Annotated in this window: 14 protein-coding genes; 6 read left to right on the top strand and 8 right to left on the bottom strand. The window is 42.0% G+C overall.

The window, feature by feature from the left end:
- Position 1: 1 nt before the first annotated feature.
- Positions 2-1,426 (bottom strand): PLP-dependent aminotransferase family protein, encoded by a 1,425-nt coding sequence (locus tag ASF86_RS10685; RefSeq protein ID WP_056481943.1) that lies wholly within the window; start codon positions 1,424-1,426, stop codon positions 2-4.
- A gap of 90 nt (positions 1,427-1,516) precedes the next feature.
- Here ASF86_RS10685 and ASF86_RS10680 point away from each other — a divergent pair, with 90 nt between their 5' ends.
- Entirely contained in the window at positions 1,517-1,891 is a 375-nt protein-coding gene (locus ASF86_RS10680; protein ID WP_056481941.1) for a hypothetical protein, read from the top strand.
- Here ASF86_RS10680 and ASF86_RS10675 read toward each other — a convergent pair.
- Entirely contained in the window at positions 1,875-2,777 is a 903-nt protein-coding gene (locus ASF86_RS10675) for a LysR family transcriptional regulator (protein ID WP_005044429.1), read from the bottom strand. The two genes, ASF86_RS10680 and ASF86_RS10675, sit on opposite strands and share 17 nt — an antisense overlap.
- Positions 2,778-2,897: 120 nt before the next feature.
- On the opposite strand from ASF86_RS10675, the gene dkgB reads away from it, so the two are divergent.
- Positions 2,898-3,701: a 2,5-didehydrogluconate reductase DkgB gene (gene dkgB, locus ASF86_RS10670; RefSeq protein WP_056481938.1), complete on the top strand. Its 804-nt coding sequence runs from the start codon at positions 2,898-2,900 to the stop codon at positions 3,699-3,701.
- Positions 3,702-3,705: 4 nt separating this feature from the next.
- The gene (locus ASF86_RS10665) at positions 3,706-4,896 is read left to right on the top strand and encodes an MFS transporter (protein WP_056481935.1); all 1,191 of its coding nucleotides are present in this window, start codon (positions 3,706-3,708) and stop codon (positions 4,894-4,896) included.
- 41 nt (positions 4,897-4,937) lie between these two features.
- Here the strand turns inward: ASF86_RS10665 and ASF86_RS10660 are convergent, their stop codons facing one another.
- Positions 4,938-5,591 (bottom strand): START domain-containing protein, encoded by a 654-nt coding sequence (locus ASF86_RS10660; RefSeq protein WP_005037811.1) that lies wholly within the window; start codon positions 5,589-5,591, stop codon positions 4,938-4,940.
- Between the two features lie 50 nt (positions 5,592-5,641).
- Positions 5,642-6,463: a 4-hydroxy-tetrahydrodipicolinate reductase gene (gene dapB / locus ASF86_RS10655; protein WP_056481932.1), complete on the bottom strand. Its 822-nt coding sequence runs from the start codon at positions 6,461-6,463 to the stop codon at positions 5,642-5,644.
- Positions 6,464-6,647: 184 nt separating this feature from the next.
- Here dapB and ASF86_RS10650 point away from each other — a divergent pair, with 184 nt between their 5' ends.
- Positions 6,648-7,010 (top strand): hypothetical protein, encoded by a 363-nt coding sequence (locus ASF86_RS10650; protein WP_056481929.1) that lies wholly within the window; start codon positions 6,648-6,650, stop codon positions 7,008-7,010.
- 114 nt (positions 7,011-7,124) lie between these two features.
- Here the strand turns inward: ASF86_RS10650 and dnaJ are convergent, their stop codons facing one another.
- The 4 genes from dnaJ to ASF86_RS10630 form a co-directional block, all read right to left on the bottom strand.
- Positions 7,125-8,237: a molecular chaperone DnaJ gene (dnaJ, locus tag ASF86_RS10645; protein WP_056481925.1), complete on the bottom strand. Its 1,113-nt coding sequence runs from the start codon at positions 8,235-8,237 to the stop codon at positions 7,125-7,127.
- Between the two features lie 103 nt (positions 8,238-8,340).
- Positions 8,341-8,718: a hypothetical protein gene (locus tag ASF86_RS10640; protein WP_005037803.1), complete on the bottom strand. Its 378-nt coding sequence runs from the start codon at positions 8,716-8,718 to the stop codon at positions 8,341-8,343.
- Positions 8,719-8,857: 139 nt separating this feature from the next.
- Positions 8,858-11,983: an efflux RND transporter permease subunit gene (locus ASF86_RS10635; protein WP_056481922.1), complete on the bottom strand. Its 3,126-nt coding sequence runs from the start codon at positions 11,981-11,983 to the stop codon at positions 8,858-8,860.
- A complete protein-coding gene (locus ASF86_RS10630; protein WP_056481919.1) occupies positions 11,980-13,086 on the bottom strand; it encodes an efflux RND transporter periplasmic adaptor subunit in 1,107 nt (368 codons plus the stop codon). Before ASF86_RS10630 ends, ASF86_RS10635 begins: the two co-directional genes overlap by 4 nt.
- A gap of 148 nt (positions 13,087-13,234) precedes the next feature.
- Here ASF86_RS10630 and ASF86_RS10625 point away from each other — a divergent pair, with 148 nt between their 5' ends.
- Together ASF86_RS10625 and ppc are read left to right on the top strand one after the other, a co-directional pair.
- Positions 13,235-13,858 (top strand): TetR/AcrR family transcriptional regulator, encoded by a 624-nt coding sequence (locus ASF86_RS10625; protein ID WP_056481916.1) that lies wholly within the window; start codon positions 13,235-13,237, stop codon positions 13,856-13,858.
- A 170-nt stretch (positions 13,859-14,028) separates the two neighbouring features.
- Positions 14,029-16,713 carry a phosphoenolpyruvate carboxylase gene (ppc, locus tag ASF86_RS10620; RefSeq protein ID WP_056481913.1) on the top strand — a complete coding sequence of 895 codons (2,685 nt, stop codon included), beginning with the start codon at positions 14,029-14,031 and terminating at the stop codon, positions 16,711-16,713.
- Positions 16,714-16,728 lie beyond the last annotated feature (15 nt).

Here is a 16,728-nt window from a genome sequence, read left to right as displayed (position 1 = left end):
ACTAACTCGCTGTTTTAATCTGTTGCCGTGACCAGTCCGCTAAGTCTTTAATTGCTTGGCGGACATCTGCTGTTAACTCGTGACCTGCATTTAAACGAATGAAATGCCGATAACGTTCATCCTCACCAAAAACATGGCCCGGTACCACAGTAATTCCTTCGGCTTTCGCAGTGTAATAAAGCGCTAAGGTATCGACGCCCTTAGGTAACTGTATCCAGAGTGCATAGCCGCCTTCTGGCTGACTTAACGCAATGGAGAGGCCGTCAAAGGCTCTTAAAATACAACTGCGATATTGTTCGACCTGTCGCATTAGATTTGGTCGTAGCTGCTCTAAATGCTCTCGATAACCACGACTATAAATAAAATCAGCTAAGCCTAATTGTAGCGGTGTATTTACGCCAATATTGCTTGCCAGCAGCTCAAGCCTTAAATGCTGTAGCTTTGCACTTAGACAGAACCACCCTACCCGATATGCGCTCGACAGTGACTTAGAAACCGACCCACACCAAATGACATAGCCCTCACGGTCCCAATAGCGAATCGGTAGCGGGCGTTCATTACTGTAACCACATTCACCAAAAATATCGTCTTCGATAATAAAGCACTGATATTTTGCAGCTAATTCAGCAATCTTTTGTTTTTCTGCATTACTTAAACAATAACCTAAAGGGTTTTGATAATTGGCAGTCATGAGACAAACCTTAGCCAAACCCTGCTGCATCAATGATTCTAAACGCTCAAGATCAATGCCACGATGATGCGCTGGAATTTCAATAATCTGCCGTTTTAAACTGGCTAAAAGCTGTAGCTGCCCATTAAAAGTAGGCGTCGGGATCAAAATACTATCGCCTACATCTGTTAGATGCTGAATGACTAATGACAAAGCAGGTATACAACCATTGGTAATGAAAATATCTTCTGCTGCGATGAAGATGCCGTCTTCACGCCAATGATCAGAAAGCGCTTTTCTTAATTGCTCATGTCCTTGTTTATTACAGTAGAGAAAGTCTTGTGGCTGACAATTTTTTAAAGCACGTTGAATAGAACGGCGTAAGCCTTCCACCGGAATAAAATGTGGCGTTAACTGGATCGAGCCTAATGGTACCAGATGGCTTTGTAAGGCGGCTTCTTGAATTTGGTTATGCAACTCCAGATTTGAGACTTGCCGAGGTAAAGACAAAAAATCGGGGCTATCAGGAATAGGACTAGATTGGGCACGAGCAACCACAAAGTAACCCGATTTCGGCTTTACATAAATGAGTCCCCTTGCCTCAAGTAACTCATAACAACTTTTTGCCGTGCTTAAGCTAATAGTGTGCTGACGAGCAAAATCTCGTAAAGAAATCAGCTTTTGATGAGGCTTAAGCTCATCTTGATAAATTCGATGTGCTAATTGATTGGCAAGAACCTGATATTGGAAAGTCATTCTGTGCTGCTTTTTTAAAAATTTCTGTATCTGTACTGGTTTATAGAACACCTTTACGCTATAGAAATCAACTCAAAGAGTAGCAAGATCATGAAATTAAAAGCTATATGGTTATTTACTATTGTTTTAGCAGGTTGCCAACCTCAACCAAAAAATGAACAGTACAGACATACAGTTTGCCAAAGTCTGATTGAGGGTTATTTAAAAATGACCAATCAACAAGACTACAAATTGGAGCAGCGCACTGATGATGAGGCCAGTACGATTTCTCATTATCAATATAAGCGTAATAGCTCAAATGAAGTTGTGATGGTGAACTCGGCCTATTCCAAATTATATTTTAGTTGCCGCCAACAGCAAAAAAGCTATTTTCTGGCCCAGCATTCATCAGAAGGACAAACCACTCCACTTCTAGAAGTTCATTTTCCAACTGATGGCTATGCTACTTTTAGAGAGCGTTTTTAAAACCATCTTTTAACTGTTCTGCCAAAAACTCAATGAATAAACGGATTCGTTTTGGTAGATGCTCTTGTTGATAATACACAGCATGGATGCTTTGATATTGATGTTCAATTTGATCTTCAAATAATGCAATCAATCGCCCTTCTTCAATATCTTTCCAAACCTCAAATTCAGATAGCCGTGCAATGCCATGACCTCTAATGGCGAGTTGACGTACCGTCTCTCCACTGGAAGCTTTAATTTTTGCTTGTGCGAAAAAATATTCATCGCCGACTTTAATCGGCCAGCTATTAATATAGGCAGGTCTGGTAAAACCAATCAGATCATGTTGTTCGAGTTCTTCTGGTTGTGTTGGAGTGCCCTTAATCGCTAAATATTCCGGGCTCGCCACAATAAATAAGCGACTTTTACAAACTAGTTTGGCATGAAGACTCGAATCATTAAGCTCCCCAAATCGAAATGCCACATCAGTTTTATGTTGCAGCAAGTCAATCACCTGATCATTACTATTTAACTCAATTTCAATATCTGGATAGCACTCACGAAACTTATGCATTAATGGTGCAATCACGTGTAAAACAAACGGAGTAGCCGAATCAATACGAATGAGTCCTGCCGTACCCTGATCGGATTTTTGTAGTTCTTCTTCAGCAGCATTCAGCTCATTTAAGATTTTACGGGCCTTTACCAGAAACTGTTGCCCTTCTTGAGTCAGTTTCAACTTACGTGTCGTTCGCTCTAACAAGGTCACATCTAACTTAGTCTCTAAGCGTGTTAAAGAGCGGCTTACTCCTGAAGGTGTTTGTTTTAAATGCTCTGCTGCGGCTACAAATGAGCCTGTATCAATAATTGTGATAAAGGCAACAAGTTCTTCAATTGTTGATTTCATGGCTTATTCTATTATTGACTAATCATCAAAGATATTTTGCTTATTCATCTATTTTTTCGCAACAATAATCCGAGCAAAATGCACCTCAAGTTAAACAATTATTTAAATTCAGGTGAAAACATGAATATCCCACGTTTTGGTCTAGGAACTTTCCGTCTAAAAGAACAAGCGGTGATTGATTCTGTTAAAAATGCTTTAGATGTAGGTTACCGTGCAATTGATACTGCTCAAATTTATGACAATGAAGCAGCGATTGGTCAAGCCATTGCCGAAAGCGGCATATCACGTCAGGACTTATTCTTAACCACAAAAATCTGGGTAGATAATTTTGCTCAAGATAAATTTATTCCAAGCTTAAAAGAGAGCTTACAAAAGCTTCGTACTGACTATGTCGATTTAACTCTGATTCACTGGCCAGCACCGGACTTAGGCGTTTCTATTCCTGAAATCATGCAGCTTTTACTTGAGGCAAAGCAACAAGGCCTTACTAAACAAATTGGTATCTCAAACTTCAATATTGAGCTTACCCAACAAGCAATTGACACAATTGGTGCAGAGCATATTGCAACTAATCAGATTGAGCTAAGCCCTTATCTTCAAAACCACAAACTTGTGAACTTCTTACAAGAGAAGAATATTGATGTCACTTCATATATGACGCTTGCGTACGGCAAAGTGCTTCAAGACCCAGTCCTAGCTAAAATTGCAGCAGCTCATCAAGCAACAACGGCGCAAATTGCACTGGCATGGGCATTGCAACGTGGTTTTGCGGTTATTCCATCTTCGACTAAACGTGAAAACTTGATTAGCAATTTAAAAGCACAGGATATCGAATTAACTTCAGCTGAAATGCAAATGATTGCCGAACTTGATCGTAACAGTCGTGAAGTTAGCCCAGAGCCATGGGCACCAGTTTGGGACTAAACTCATGAACACTCAATCAAATACGGCGTTCTCGTTATTGGCATTGGCTATTGGTGCCTTTGCCATTGGCACCACTGAATTCTCACCAATGGGATTATTGCCGAATATCGCTAATGATTTAGGGATTTCAATTCCAACGGCCGGAATGTTAATTACGGGCTATGCACTTGGCGTCATGCTAGGTGCCCCGTTCATGACCCTGTGGTTTGGTGGTTTTGCACGACGTAATGCGCTTATTTTTCTCATGGCGATCTTTACGGTAGGTAACCTGATCGCAGCGTTTTCACCAAGCTATATGAGCTTACTAGGTGCGCGTCTCATCACCAGCCTTAACCATGGTGCTTTCTTCGGGATAGGTTCAGTTGTAGCAGCAAGTATTGTGCCCGCACATAAACAGGCCAGTGCTGTAGCAACCATGTTTATGGGCCTAACTATTGCCAATATCGGTGGCGTGCCTTTGGCAACATGGGTTGGGCAAAACATTGGCTGGCGTATGTCTTTCCTTGCTATTTCATTGCTTGGTGTTATTACCATGCTCGCTTTATGGAAAGCCCTCCCACAAGGTATGGTTGCCAAAAAACCAAATGTGAAAGCTGAATTGAAAGTGTTAACGCGCACCCCTGTAATACTTGCCTTGCTCACCACCGTACTCGGTGCGGGTGCAATGTTTACGCTCTATACCTATATTGCGCCAAGTTTGACTGAGTTTACCCATGCTTCACCGACCTTCATTACATTTATGCTGATGTTGATTGGTGTCGGTTTCTCGATTGGTAACCATTTAGGCGGTCGCTTTGCAGATTTGTCCATCAACAAAACTCTGATTGGTTTCTTGGTTCTATTGATTGTGATGATGGTGACTTTCCCGATTCTTGCACAAAGTCAGATTGGTGCAGCCATTGCTTTAGTGATCTGGGGTGCAGCAACCTTTGCTTTAGTGCCTCCATTACAAATGCGTGTAATGTCCGTCGCTCACGAAGCACCAGGCCTTGCCTCTTCAGTAAATATCGGTGCGTTTAACCTAGGTAACGCAGTAGGAGCAGCAGCAGGCGCATTAGTACTCGATTTAGGTTGGGGTTATAGCGCAGTATCATTTGCTGGTGCATTACTGGCTGGGTTAGCGTTGTTATTGGTTTTATTCCAAATCAAACGCGAGAGCAGCCCAGCTCAAGCGTTACAGCAGTGTTCAGATTAATAAAAAAAGCGCCTGATTTCAGGCGCTTTTCTTTAAGTTATTTATTTTAAAATATCTGGTAATTTCGGTTGTTCATAAATCGGACTGGTCACTTCGCGCTTCATTTTAAGCAACATCTGGTAAGGCTGCTGTTGAACAAACATATTCACAAAACTTAATGGAATTGCACCAGCAGGATCAGCATAACCACTGGTGGTTACTTTCACCTTATTATTTGCAAGTTTCTGGAATGTCCAGTCCCCTTCATAGCGTGTTAAGCGCACCACATCGGGTTGTATCGGATAATTTCCGCTAATTGCAGTATTTTTAATTGTCACAACGCCATTTGCAGCCTTGCTCATTTTTCCTTTTACAACGACATCACGATCTTTCAAAGGAAATGGAAAATCCAACACCATATACAGTGTGAACTCACCTTTTTTCTCATCTTGAGACAACATTTCAACTTTGCCCATATAAGGCACCCACTGATCGGCACGATTCACATCTAAAATCACGGCGACAGCGCGTTCGAGTGGCACATCAAATGTCGTTTCTGCTTTATATTGAAAGACTGGATTATCAGTCTTCTGATAGGTCCAGACTTTAATATTATTGCGGTCTAAGCTTAGTTTAGCTTTTTCTGTAGAAGCAGCCCCCGTCCAGAGGCTACTTAAACAAAGAAGAGTGGTCAGGGCAATTTGTTTTTTATTCATGTTCTGCTCTATCTTTTTTTTCTCGCTACACATGGAATACGTACAGGGTTTTAAACCTGTACGTCGTTCAATCCTAAAACATCTTTCATGTCATATTTACGCGCTTCACGGCCCACAACCCATGCCGCAGCTCGCACTGCACCAGCAGCAAAGTTCATACGGTTAGTTGCTTTATGAGTCACTTCAACGCGCTCACCTTCACCAATGAACATAACAGTGTGTTCGCCAACAATATCACCACCACGGATAGTTTCAAAACCAATCGTTTGACGGTCACGTGGGCCTGTATGTCCTTCACGTCCATAAACAGCAACTTCTTTTAAGTTACGGCCTAAAGTATCTGCAATCGCTTCACCCATCATTAACGCTGTACCTGACGGCGCATCTACTTTATGACGGTGGTGAGCTTCAATCACTTCAATATCTACTGTATCGCCAAATACTTTTGCTGCAAGCTCAAGTAACTTGATTGATACATTTACACCAACTGAATAGTTCGCAGCGTAAACCACAGGTGTATGAGTGGCAACTTCGTCTAACTCAGCTTTTTGCTCATCTGACATACCTGTTGTACCAATGACCATGGCAACCCCAGCTTCACGGCAAAGCTTCAAATGCTGAGCAGTCGCAACTGGTGCGGTAAAATCAATAATTACATCGCAGTCTTTCAGAACATCTGCCAAACTTCCTGAAACCTTCACACCCACTGAACCAATTCCAGCAAGCTCACCAGCGTCAGTGCCTACCAAACTACTTTCCGGACGCTCTACCGCAGCAGCTAATTGATAGCCTGCCTGTTGAACTGCTTGAATAAGCGTACGGCCCATACGACCGCCTGCACCTAAAATACCAATGCGTGGAGCTGCTGACATAATCCTTCTCAATCTTCTGTTTTACGTAATTTGTCTACTATATCAAAACTCTTTGCTCACGATAAAAAGTAAAAATTATTTTTTAAGATCAGCTGAAATTTAATCTGTTTTCACAAAAGTTAAAGAATTGATCTGCACACTACTCAGCCACGAATGAAAAAAAGATGACTATAAGGAGTTCAACATGCATTCGAGAATTATTGGCTTCACAGCGATGATGGGGATTATGAGTTCAGTGGCATTTGCAGAGCCTGCAATCCAGCCAGGAGACACATTAGAAAGCTTATCTAAAGCACGCATTACGACTAACGTAAATACTCAAACAGCAACGCCTACAACTCAAATTAGCGTAGTAACCGATGCCAATACCGCCGTTAAAGTTGAAGATATTGACCCGATTATTGGCGAAACAACGACAGAAACGCCTAAAGTAGCTGTACAGGCAGAAGCAGTAGCCGCACCAGTTATCGAAAATGCTTCTACTCTTGCTTCTAGCGAACCGACTGTAAGTGTTGACGACATTGATGTTGCTCACCCTACAGAGTAAGCAGAAGTAATTTTCTTTTAAGCAGAATAAAAATAATAAGATGAATCAGCGCAATAAAAAGGCGGATATTTTATCAATATCCGCCTTCTTTTTAATTTCTTATCTAATCAAGCATTAATCAAACAAACGATCAAAGAATGATTTTTTCTTTGGTGAAGAAGCACTGTCTTCGCCATCAAAAGAAGCTTGCAATTCTTTAAGTAATTCACGTTGACGAGCATTTAAGTTGACCGGTGTTTCTATCACAATACGGCAGAGTAAATCACCCACCATGCTGCTACGTACTGGGCGAACGCCTTTACCACGTAAACGGAATAATTTGCCTGTTTGAGTTCCCTCAGGAATCTTCAAGCTAACACGACCTTCCAAAGTTGGAATTTCAATTTCTTTACCAAGTGCAGCATCAGCAATGCTAACAGGTACATCCATATAAAGGTCGGCGCCATCACGTTGGAAAATTTCGTGTTCGCGAACAACGACTTCAACGTACAAATCACCTGATTGGCCATCACGAATTGCTTCGCCTTTGCCACTCAAACGTACGCGGTCACCATTATCCACACCCGCTGGAATTGTAACTTCCAACGTTTGCTGGCGATCAGCTACACCAGAACCATGACATGCCTGACAAGGGTTTTTAATAATTTTACCTTGGCCACGACAAGTACCACATGTTTGTTGTACAGAGAAGAAACCTTGCTGCATACGCACTTGTCCTGAACCATGACAAGTTTTACAAGTTTCAACATCTTTTGGATTTTTTGAACCTTTACCATCACACACATCACATGGTGCCGGAGCAGTAAAGGTAATGGTTTTTTTCACCCCTTTTACAGCTTCTTCAAGGGTAAGTTCCATTACATAGCGTAAATCTGATCCGCGACGTTGACGCTGTTGACGTCCACCACCACCGAATGCACCACCGAAGATATCACCGAACTGGCTAAAAATATCTTCTGCACTAAATCCGCCAAAGCCGCCACCACCGCCGCCAAAGCCACCTTCGAACGCATTATGACCCATGCGATCGTACATGCTACGCTTTTCGCTATCCGATAAAACTTCATAAGCTTCTGAAGCTTCTTTAAATTTTTCTTCAGCTTCGGCATTGTCAGGGTTTCTGTCAGGATGATATTTCATCGCCAATTTACGGTAGGCTTTTTTGATCTCATCATCACTTGCGGTTTTTGAAACGCCTAAAACCTCATAATAATCACGTTTAGCCATTTTTGGCGGTGCTCCTCACGGAATTTTATCAATACTCTATTGCCGACTAAATTGGGGGCTTTAGCCGAATTTACAAGGGGGAAATGTTCAAAAAATAGATATATTAAAAAACTGCCTTATTTTTTAAATATTTAGACACGCCTTTTAACCATGCATTTAAAAGAAATAACCACGCAATCGCGCTAAAAACGACACCAGCAACCGTAGAGGCCGTTACCCAAAGGTTACTGTCCCATGCAAAAAAGAATAGCGGAATAAACCAGACCACAGCAAAAATTGCCATAAAAAGAAATAGAATTCCATTACGCATAATCCATAGCGCATGCGCATGAATCCAAACTTCTGCATTATCTACAGCCGCTACTTTACGAGCAACCAAATAAGCAAAGGCTGCAAAAATAACCGTAAACAATGCAAGAAACATAAACGTATAAGAAATTACAATATAACGGCGATGCTGTTCGATATGGTCTTGCCCCATCTGTATTTCACCTCAATTCGCTGCATTTTGCCTATTTTTTATGCAACGAAATATTCCTGTATTTTTTGTGTAAAGACAGGTGCTACTATATTGGAGTTTTCAATATTTCGCACCTTTATTCACAAAAAATTTATGTATTTTATGCGGTTTTTTTCACCTTAAACCACGCTGCGTAGAGCGCAGGTAAGAAAAATAATGTTAGTAAAGTGGCAACAATCAATCCACCCATGATCGCAACTGCCATCGGACCAAAGAAAATACTCCGCGAAAGTGGAATCATGGCCAGAACCGCGGCCAAAGCAGTCAAAATAATCGGACGGAATCGACGTACGGTAGCCTCAATAATCGCTTCCCATGTTGGATGCCCTGCCTGCCTGTCTTGTTCAATTTGATCAATCAAAATAAGCGAGTTACGCATGATCATGCCAGAGAGTGCGATTGTGCCCAACATGGCTACAAAACCAAATGGTTTGTTAAATAGAAGTAAAAATAAAACCACACCAATTAAACCCAGCGGAGCTGTTAATAACACAATGGTCGCTCGAGATAAGCTCTTGAGCTGAATCATCAGTAATGTCATGACAACCGCTAAAAACAGTGGCATACCCGCATTCACAGAATTTTGTCCACGCGCAGATTCTTCTACGGTTCCACCCACCTCAATAAGATAACCACTTGGTAATTCAGCACGTAACTTATCCATTGATTCTGCTAACTCTCCCACCACTGTAGCGGGCTGTAGTTGAGATCGAACGTCTGCACGTACGGTAATTGTTGGTAAGCGGTTACGATGCCAAATTAAACCATCTTCAAACTTATACTCAATTTTAGCAATCTGGGCTAAAGGCACAGTCGTTCCATTGGTCGTTGGGACAGCTAAACTTGCCAGTGAAGCTACTTCAACTCGCTCTGCCTGATCACCACGTAAACGGATTTCAATGAGTTCACGTTTTTCACGATATTGCTCAATCGCACTACCTGTAATTGATGCATTAATGAAGTTCGCTAAATCCAGACTAGAGACACCCATTTGTCGAGCACGATCTTGATCAATTTGAATTGAAATAATCTTACTCGGCTCACCCCAATCTAAATGTACATTGGTCGTATTCGGGTTTTCGCTCATCAGTTTAGCGACTTTCTGTGCCTCTTGACGTACCAGATTTTGATCTTCGCCCGACACACGATATTGCAACGGATAACCAACAGGTGGGCCATTTTCCAGTAATGACACGCGAGTACGAACTTGCGGAAGTAATTGCTTAATTTGTGTTTCTAACGAGCGACGAATTTCATCACGATCATCAAGTGATGATGCGAGTACAACAAACTGCGCAAAGCTGGCTTGTGGCAGTTGCTGATCTAAAGGTAAGTAAAAACGTGGTGACCCTGTACCTACATAGGCCACATAGTTATCAATACCTTTTTGTTTAGACAGAAACTTTTCAACCTTTTTCACAGCTTGTTCTGTCGCTGTTAAAGAAGCGCCTTCTTCAAGTTTTAAATCGACTAAAATTTCTGCGCGATTCGAAGGTGGGAAAAACTGCTGAGGAACGATCTTAAACATCAGCACAGATAGCACAAAAATACCCACCGTAGTCGCAATTACGGTTTTACGGTAAGTCACACAGAACTCGACCATCTTTCTAAAACGTAAATAGAAGCTAGATTGGTAAGGATCGTAGTGATGGTCCTGTGAAATGACCACAGTTTGCGGTTGCGGTTTTTTAGTTAATCTTGCCCATAAACGGACATACCAAGGTGCCTGATGGCCTATTTTGGTAAAATCGGGTAATAGCTTTTCACCTAAATAAGGTACGAATAAAACTGCTGCAACCCAAGACACCAATAAGGCAATCGTCACCACCTGAAAGATAGAACGTGTGTATTCACCAGTACCAGACTGAGCTGTCGCGATCGGTAAGAAACCAGCCGCGGTAATCAGTGTTCCAGTGAGCATCGGAAATGCTGTTGTTTTCCATGCAAATCCGGCGGCTTTAATCCGGCTATAACCCTGCTCCATCTTAATTGCCATCATCTCAACGGCAATAATGGCGTCATCGACTAACAGACCTAGCGCCAGAATCAAAGCACCCAATGAAATCTTATGCAGGCCGACATCGAATAAATTCATACCCGCAAAGGTCATTGCTAAAACTAAAGGAATAGAAAAAGCGACAACCAATCCTGTACGGAAACCTAAAGAGAAAAAACTCACTAACAAGACAATAATAACTGCTTCAGCGAGTACCTTTATAAACTCATGAATACTGCGCTGCACTGCTACAGGTTGGTCAGAAACTTTTTGGAGTTTCATGCCTAAAGGTAGTGTCTTTTGCAATTGGGCAAATTCTGTGTCTAGATTTTTACCTAAGGCAATAATGTCACCGCCCTTACGCATCGATAAAGCAATACCAATCCCATTTTCACCCATGAAACGCATACGTGGCTGAGCAGGTTGACTAAAACCACGGTAGACATCAGCGACATCTCCGAGCTGAATGGTTTTATCACCTACCAGTAAAGGCATTTTTTTAATTTCATCAATGTTTTGTAAGTGACCACTTACCCGAATCTGAATACGGTCTGTACCTGTTTCAAAAAAGCCAGCACTTGCCATACTGTTTTGCTTTTGTAAGGCGTCTTGAATCGCAGTCACTGGAATACCAAGCTGTACCGCTTTAGTGTTAGAAATCTCAATCCAGATTTTTTGATCTTGTAGACCAATTAATTCAACCTTACTAACATCCTTGACGCGTTGAAGCTGTAATTGCAAACGATCTGCATATTCCTTAAGAAGTGCATAGTCAAAGTCTTTGCCTGTCAGTACATAAATATTGCCGTAAGTGTCTCCAAATTCGTCATTGAAAAATGGACCTTGTACACCGTTTGGCAGTTCATGGCGAATGTCATTGACCTTCTTACGAACGTTGTACCAAACATCGGGAATCTTGTCAGAAGTAAGTGAATCCTTGGCCACAAAAGTGACCAACGACTCGCCTGGACGGGAGTAAGCCATAATCTTGTCATACTGCCCTGTTGTCATGAGTTCCTTTTCGATACGGTCCGTAACTAAAGTAGAAACTTCTTTGGCAGTCGCTCCAGGCCAGTAGGTCTGTACCACCATTACCTTAAAGGTAAAGGGTGGGTCTTCACTTTGTGATAATTTTGAATAAGAAATCGCACCGATAATGCCAAGCAACAGCATAAAATAAAGGACGATGCCTTTATTATTTAATGCCCATTCCGAGAGATTGAATTTCATGGCTGGGTTGCTCCCTGAATTTTCACCCCACGGTTTTCACGGTCAATCGGGTGAATCTTCTGTTTATCGCGTAGCAAATGTACGCCGCCAATCACAACCCAATCATTTGGGGCCAAGCCTGATAACACAGGTACGCTGTCTTTGCCATATACACCAATCGTTACAGGTACTTTACGCAATGTCTGATTCGCATTAACGACCCATACGTAAGGTTGATTATCTGTTGCTGAGACACTCGAAAGTGGCACACTCATCACATTGGTTTGAGTCGAGCTAAAAAATACGCGTGCACTTTGTCCAAGCTGAATAACAGATTGACCTTCTTTGAGTGCAACCTTGACTGTAAAGGTACGAGACTGATCAGCTGCTGGGGAAACTTCGCGTACGTAACCAGCAAATCGGTCATTCGGTTTAGACCATAAAGTGACCCAAGCTGCCTGACCAACCTTGATCTCGGCAACCGCTTGTTCTGGTACGCCAATGACAACTTCACGCTCTCCATCAATTGCCAGTTGATAAGCGGCTTGACCCGCTGCAACCACTTGTCCAATTTCGATATTTCGCGCAGTAATCACTCCGTTTTTATTAGAAATGAGTTGGTTATAACCTGTCTGATTAGCAGAAACTTCATAGTTAGAACGAGCTTGTTGTAGAGCCGCTTGTGCCGAGTCATATTGATTTTTTACTGTGTCATATTGCGAACGACTGACCGCATTAATTGGCAGTAATTGCTGAAAACGTTTCAACTCATCTGATGCCGTTTTTGCTGCTGCCTGTGCATTGTCCAGTTGGGCTTTAGCAGCATTTAACTGTAGCTGAGCATCTGCCACGTCAAGCTTTGCTAAAACTTGTCCAACCTTAACTCGGTCACCGACATCCACGTAACGTGCCGTAACTTGCCCACCGACTCGAAACGCTAAAGCCGTTTGTTGTCTGGCTTGCACATCCCCTGCATAGCTTTTTTGTTCATTGAGTGTGGTCAAGGGTTGAGCCACCATCACATAGGGTATTTCTTCTGTTTTTGGGGCTTCTTTACTACACCCCATTAATGTGACCGTACAAACAATCACCATACTCATGATGAGAGGTTTTAACAGATTCATATCTTATCGCTCTTATTCAAACTGATTTTTTAAGGCACAATATGCTTGCATCATAAATTGTTTGTTTTTTAATTAATATACTCATGGGTACATTAATTAAAGAAAAACTTATAAATCGCTATTTTTTAAATTTTTAACAGAGGGTTTTGTGCAAACAGTTAATCAAAGTGGGCGCCCCAAAGATCTAGAAAAACGTGCTCGTATCTTACAAGCCGCGAAAGCTATTTTTTTAAAATCTGGCTATCACGGTACCAGCATGAACCAGATTGCACAGGAAGCAGGTGTCACTAAGCTCACGGTTTATAATCACTTTCAAGACAAAGCCAATCTATTTATTTGCGCAATTACAGAAACCTGTGAAGAGTCTCTCTGTACTAAACAATTTGAATTAGATGCATCGGCAGACTTTTATCAAGCACTCTTTATTGTGTGTTCACGCGCCTTGCAAATTATTTACTCACCTGAAGCGCTTAAACTCGAGCACGTTTTATTTGAACTTGCAGCAGAACAAAGTCCTCTCGCTCTACAGTTTTTTGATGCATCTCATACCCGACTGCAAAATCAATTAGCTGAGTTTTTGCAAAAAGCGGCCCAATTAGGTTTTATTCAAACCGATAATCCTACTTATCAAACCGAGCTTCTTATGTCCTTATTGCTTGGCGTACGCCACCAGAAGGTTTTACTTGGGATCATTGCTGTACCAAATGCTCATGAGCTTGAGCAAATTATTCAAGATGCAATTGCTTTATTCCTGCTCAAATATCGGACTTAAACCAAAGTACCATTGCCAAAAGTTGTACTGAGTGCATGTCATCGTTAACAGCATCGCATGCAAATTAAATGTTATTTTTTAAGCAAAAATTCACATTTTCTTACGCTCAAAGCTTGGAATGTTTGTTAATCACGCTATATTCGATAAGGATAAGAACAGGAGAAAATAGCATGGTTCAGCAAATCGATGCCCCACTGCGCGAGGATGTCCGCTTACTTGGTAATTTATTAGGTGAAACCCTAAAGCAACATGCAGGACAAGAGCTGTTTAATCAGATCGAGCAAATTCGTGCCCTTGCTAAAGGTGCACGTGATGGCCAAGCTGAAGCCCAAAAGCAACTAGAACAATTATTTTTAAATCTACCCGACGATGAACTACTTCCCCTTACCCGAGCTTTTTCTCATTTCCTAAATTTTGCCAATATTGCCGAGCAATATCATGTGGTCCGTAGCCGCAGACAGGCAGAATTCGATTCGGGTGCCAACTCTCCGAATCCACTTGTTCACCTATTTGAAAAATTCAAAGATAAAAGTATTTCAACAGAAAAACTATTCCAACAAGTTTGTGATCTTGATATTGAGCTAGTGCTTACAGCACATCCGACCGAAGTCAGCCGTCGTACGCTCATTCAGAAATATGATGATATCAATGCGTGCTTGTCTCAGCTTGATCAGCAAAAACTTACTCCACGAGAGCGTCAAAGTGCACTTGCGAACTTAAAGCAACAAATTAGTTCAGCATGGCAAACCGATGAAATTCGTCAACATCGTCCGACTCCTGTCGATGAAGCAAAATGGGGCTTTGCGACGATTGAACAAACGCTTTGGAATGCTGTCCCTAAATTTATTCGTGAATTAAATGAGCTAGTTCAAGAAAATTGCCAACAAAACTTACCACTCAACATTGCACCAGTGCGTTTTGCATCTTGGATGGGTGGAGACCGCGATGGTAACCCAAATGTTACCCATCAAATTACACAAGAAGTTCTGTGGTTATCGCGCTGGCAAGCTGCCGATCTCTATTTAAGAGATATCGAAAACTTGCGTTGGGAACTTTCAATCCAGACCTGTTCTGAAGAAATGATTCAGGCCATTGGTAACCAACATGCAGAACCTTATCGTGAGTATTTACGTGCAACACGAGAACGCTTAAAAGCGACTCGTCACTGGTTAGCTCAACGTTTGCAAGGACTCGAAGCAGACGATACGAATGTGATTAAAAGTAAAGATGAGCTCTTACAACCATTATTGCTGTGCTATCGCTCTTTAATCGACAGTAACCTGCCTGAGATTGCGAATGGTCAACTACTCGACTTTATCTACCGAGTGAACTGTTTTGGTATTGAACTACTTAAACTCGACATTCGTCAGGAATCAGGTCGCCACCGCCAAGCAATTTCAGCAATTACCGAATACTTAGGTTTAGGTAATTTTGAATCGTGGACTGAACAAGCGCGCCAAAACTTCCTGATTCAGGAACTACAAAGCAAACGCCCACTTTTACCGAAATATATTAATGAACCTGAAGGCAGTTTGATTGGACACCCAGATGTTCAAGAAGTATTTGCAACCATGCGTACTTTGGCAGACCAACCGCCTGAATCTTTAGGAGCTTATATTATTTCTATGGCTGAATATCCAAGTGATGTTTTAGCTGTATTGTTATTGCAAAAAGAAGCAGGTATTCAGCATCCTTTACGAGTAGTTCCTCTATTTGAAACTTTAAAGGATTTAGATGGCGCTGCAACTACCATGAATACGCTGTTCAATATGCATTGGTATAAACAGCACATTCAGGGTAAACACGAAGTTATGATCGGTTACTCCGACTCTGCAAAAGATGCCGGATTTATGTCTGCCAACTGGGCGCAATATCGTGCTCAAGAAGAGCTGACTGCAATTGCTCAAACACACGGCGTACAGTTGACTCTGTTCCACGGTCGTGGTGGTTCAATTAGTCGTGGCGGTGCTCCAACTCAACAGGCTCTATTTTCACAGCCACCGGGTTCGATCTCGGGTGCAATCCGAGTGACTGAACAAGGTGAAATGATCCGCTTCAAATTCGGTCTAGAAGGGATTGCCATGCAAAACCTTGAAATCTATACCGCAGCAACACTTGAAGCGACCTTATTACCACCACCAGAACCTAAAGCTGAGTGGCGTGAACTCATGAACCGTATGACAGATCATTCGGTGAAGGTCTATCGTCAAACAGTTCGTGAAAACCCACATTTTGTGAAATATCTACGTACCGTTACCCCTGAGCTTGAGTTACAAATGTTGCCTTTAGGCTCACGTCCGGCAAAACGTAAAGTGAGTGGCGGTATCGAGTCTTTACGTGCGATTCCATGGGTGTTTGCATGGACACAAATCCGTTTGATGTTGCCTGCATGGTTAGGCACTGGGGCAGCAATTAATGAAGTGATTGCCGATCAGCAAAAAGCAACCCTTGATGAAATGCTCCAGCAATGGCCTTATTTCCAGACACTCATCGATATGCTGGAAATGGTATTATCAAAAGCCGATGCCAACATTGCGCTCTATTACGAATCACATCTGACTGAAGATGAAGATTTAAAAGTACTCGGCAACCAATTACGTCAGCGATTAAAAGACGCTGTTGAAACCCTACTTGCTTTAAAAGATGAATCAAAACTTTTGAGTAATAACGAAGTTCTTGATCAGTCTATGCAAGTTCGCAAACCTTATTTACTGCCTTTACACCTTTTACAGGCTGAACTGATGAAACGCCGTCGTGATTATCTCGCTGAGCGTCAAGCAGAAAACACCCCTGTTGATCATGCGCTAATGGTGAGTATTGCAGGTATTGCTGCTGGTTTACGTAACACTGGCTAAGCTGATTTTACCGAT

The sequence above is a fragment of the Acinetobacter sp. Leaf130 genome, assembly GCF_001423205.1.
Lineage (GTDB): Bacteria > Pseudomonadota > Gammaproteobacteria > Pseudomonadales > Moraxellaceae > Acinetobacter > Acinetobacter calcoaceticus.
Note: the sequence above shows the minus strand (reverse complement) of the source record. Positions and strands in the feature narration are given on the sequence as shown.

What these genes read in the sequence shown, in the direction of transcription:
- ASF86_RS10685 (WP_056481943.1), bottom strand. Translation starts at nt 1,426, where the DNA reads ATGACTTTCCAATATCAGGTTCTTGCCAATCAATTAGCACATCGAATT.
- ASF86_RS10680 (WP_056481941.1), top strand. Translation starts at nt 1,517, where the DNA reads ATGAAATTAAAAGCTATATGGTTATTTACTATTGTTTTAGCAGGTTGC.
- ASF86_RS10675 (WP_005044429.1), bottom strand. Translation starts at nt 2,777, where the DNA reads ATGAAATCAACAATTGAAGAACTTGTTGCCTTTATCACAATTATTGAT.
- dkgB (WP_056481938.1), top strand. Translation starts at nt 2,898, where the DNA reads ATGAATATCCCACGTTTTGGTCTAGGAACTTTCCGTCTAAAAGAACAA.
- ASF86_RS10665 (WP_056481935.1), top strand. Translation starts at nt 3,706, where the DNA reads ATGAACACTCAATCAAATACGGCGTTCTCGTTATTGGCATTGGCTATT.
- ASF86_RS10660 (WP_005037811.1), bottom strand. Translation starts at nt 5,591, where the DNA reads ATGAATAAAAAACAAATTGCCCTGACCACTCTTCTTTGTTTAAGTAGC.
- dapB (WP_056481932.1), bottom strand. Translation starts at nt 6,463, where the DNA reads ATGTCAGCAGCTCCACGCATTGGTATTTTAGGTGCAGGCGGTCGTATG.
- ASF86_RS10650 (WP_056481929.1), top strand. Translation starts at nt 6,648, where the DNA reads ATGCATTCGAGAATTATTGGCTTCACAGCGATGATGGGGATTATGAGT.
- dnaJ (WP_056481925.1), bottom strand. Translation starts at nt 8,237, where the DNA reads ATGGCTAAACGTGATTATTATGAGGTTTTAGGCGTTTCAAAAACCGCA.
- ASF86_RS10640 (WP_005037803.1), bottom strand. Translation starts at nt 8,718, where the DNA reads ATGGGGCAAGACCATATCGAACAGCATCGCCGTTATATTGTAATTTCT.
- ASF86_RS10635 (WP_056481922.1), bottom strand. Translation starts at nt 11,983, where the DNA reads ATGAAATTCAATCTCTCGGAATGGGCATTAAATAATAAAGGCATCGTC.
- ASF86_RS10630 (WP_056481919.1), bottom strand. Translation starts at nt 13,086, where the DNA reads ATGAATCTGTTAAAACCTCTCATCATGAGTATGGTGATTGTTTGTACG.
- ppc (WP_056481913.1), top strand. Translation starts at nt 14,029, where the DNA reads ATGGTTCAGCAAATCGATGCCCCACTGCGCGAGGATGTCCGCTTACTT.